At 39.0% G+C, this 2,196-nt stretch carries 4 protein-coding genes and 1 pseudogene; all 5 read left to right on the forward strand.

Annotation, left to right across the window (positions count from 1 at the left end):
• A pseudogene (locus tag AC1DSB_RS18345) lies at positions 1 to 201 on the forward strand (hypothetical protein); the annotation flags it as partial.
• Between the two features lie 28 nt (positions 202 to 229).
• A complete protein-coding gene (locus AC1DSB_RS18350; protein WP_016426961.1) occupies positions 230 to 1,132 on the forward strand; it encodes a stage III sporulation protein AE in 903 nt (300 codons plus the stop codon).
• Positions 1,133 to 1,134: 2 nt separating this feature from the next.
• The gene (locus AC1DSB_RS18355) at positions 1,135 to 1,296 is read left to right on the forward strand and encodes a hypothetical protein (protein WP_196930490.1); all 162 of its coding nucleotides are present in this window, start codon (positions 1,135 to 1,137) and stop codon (positions 1,294 to 1,296) included.
• Between the two features lie 56 nt (positions 1,297 to 1,352).
• Positions 1,353 to 1,793, forward strand: a complete 441-nt coding sequence (locus tag AC1DSB_RS18360) for a hypothetical protein (protein WP_016426963.1) — start codon at positions 1,353 to 1,355, stop codon at positions 1,791 to 1,793.
• Positions 1,790 to 2,196: SpoIIIAH-like family protein (locus tag AC1DSB_RS18365; RefSeq protein ID WP_477587312.1), on the forward strand; the 407-nt coding region annotated here is incomplete at its 3' end. The genes AC1DSB_RS18360 and AC1DSB_RS18365, both read left to right, overlap by 4 nt.

Raw genomic sequence — 2,196 nt, forward strand, 5'->3', positions numbered from 1 at the left:
GCGCTCCCAATAGCCAGAGTATTGCTGATTTCTGTATTCGTGACATTTATAGGTGAAGCCTTGATTGAATGGTGCCGAAATTTAAATCTGAATACATTTGTTCCCATCATTTCGATAAGTTGTCATGTGTTGATTCTCACCTATTGGTTGCCTCTCATTCAGCAAATGTTTAACACGCTGAYGCGGCTATTGATCGAATAATATAGGTGTAAAAGAGGTGAGAAGGTTCATGCTTGAACCCTTGTATGCCTATTTTTTTGGTGTAACCCGATACTTTATCGTACTGCTGATCGCTATTGTTTTTGCGATGATCATCGATATTTTATTTCCTGCAGCCAAACGATGGACAAGGTTATCCCTGTTTTGTATTGCTGTCCTGTATACATTGACTCCTGCCATTGATGCGATGCATATTATGCAGCAATTTGCACGACAGATGGTGACGGTTTTTATGAGTGTCTACCCCGTGTTGACAGCGGGCTTGTTGATGAATAGTGGAACGATGGCATTTTCAATTTGGAACCCTGCCCTCTATGTATTTATTCAATTTACAGTGGTGCTGACCGAAAGAATCCTTATTCCATTACTTATGACCACCATATTGCTGGACTTCATTAGTCGCTTTCATCCGGCTACCCCTTTTTCAAAACTGACAGATATTATTCGCACTTCTTTACTAAGTATCGTTTCAGCAGTAGTCGTCATTTATAGTTTTTTCATTTCGGTGCAAGGGTTTATTTCTTGGAATATCTCAAGTGCTGTTACGGAGCCCATCAAAAAAATCATTCAGCAAAACATCCCGTTTGTTGGTTCTTTTTTTTCTGAGAGTCTTAGTACATTTACCCGATTTTCTTCTTCAATCACTTCGATTACTGGCGGTGGCATTGCCATCACAATCCTACTGGTTGTGTTGATCCCTACTTTGAAAACCATCAGTATCGCGTTTTGCTATCGAGTAGTGGCTGCCATTATTGAACCATTCGGACCAGAGGATCTGGCCAGTTTTCTTGATGATATCGGAAAGTCGATTTTCGTTTTAAGTATCTTGTCATTTCTTATTGCCTTTGCGTTTTTCTATACAGCCATTTTCATTGTGATATTAGTAAAATTCTCCATGATGATGAGGGGTTAATGATGGCTGAATGGTTAAAGGGATTAATGTTCATTATTCTGCTGAGTGAAGTTCTTCAGGCTATCTTCCAGAAGTCTGATTCAAATGAAAAGATAGAAGAATATACGAAGCTGGGACTTGCCATGTACATGTTATTGTTTATCTCTTCTTTTTTCTATGAATAGTTGAGGAATGCTTGTCATATAGTTTATCAAATGCCTGTCTCACTTAAGAGAGGAGCGTGATTCCATCCATTAAAACGAATCGAATGAAAAGCGGGATCCTGCTCGCGAGTCTCTTGGTATTCATGGTGTTTTTCTTACTGAATGAATCCATTTTCACCAAGCAACCTAACACATCCAGTCAGTCACAAGATGCAGTAACGCTGGAACACTCATTGAAAACGGCATTGGAAAAAATGGCTGGGGTAGGTGAAGTCGAATTATTTTTTTACACAGGCATGAACGAGCCTCAACAAACAGTTACGGAAAAACCTAGCTTTGCCTTGTTTGATCAGACAACCAATGAGCAAAAAACTATTCAATCAGTATTGGTAGTAGCCACTGGAGCAGATCAAGCAAAAACCAGAATTATGTTAAAAGAATACTTAGCAGCAGTATTATTACTGCCAGAACATCGAATTGTCGTCGTCCCGATGGATGAGAAAGGGGTTTCTAAATGAAAGTCAAAAAACGTACAGTATGGATGCTAACTCTATTAAGTTTGGTAGCAGTAATTTCGGTGTATTACGTGAACGAACCTAACAATATGCCCTTTGATGGTTTAGCTATTTTCTCAGATGAAGACCTTGATCAAATGAAGGTCGAAGACACAACTGAAGATGAATCAGTTACACCAGTATATGCTCAAAGTGCGTTATTTGAAGAAATGAGAATGGAATTACTAAACGAACGCAGTGAGTTGAAAACACAATTAACAACACAAATTGCGTCAAACGAAATGTCGGCTGATGAAGTAAATGAAGCTTACTCAACTATTAACGATTTAACAGTACGCGAATCAACGGAAGCAATGCTTGAAATGCTCATTCGTTCACTAGGTTACTCTGATGCCTATGTACAGAC

It is taken from the genome of Paenisporosarcina sp. P4_E4_2 (assembly GCF_056401595.1).

Coding starts and splice junctions, on each gene's coding strand:
- AC1DSB_RS18355 (WP_196930490.1), top strand. CDS start 1,135: ATGGCTGAATGGTTAAAGGGATTAATGTTCATTATTCTGCTGAGTGAA.
- AC1DSB_RS18350 (WP_016426961.1), top strand. CDS start 230: ATGCTTGAACCCTTGTATGCCTATTTTTTTGGTGTAACCCGATACTTT.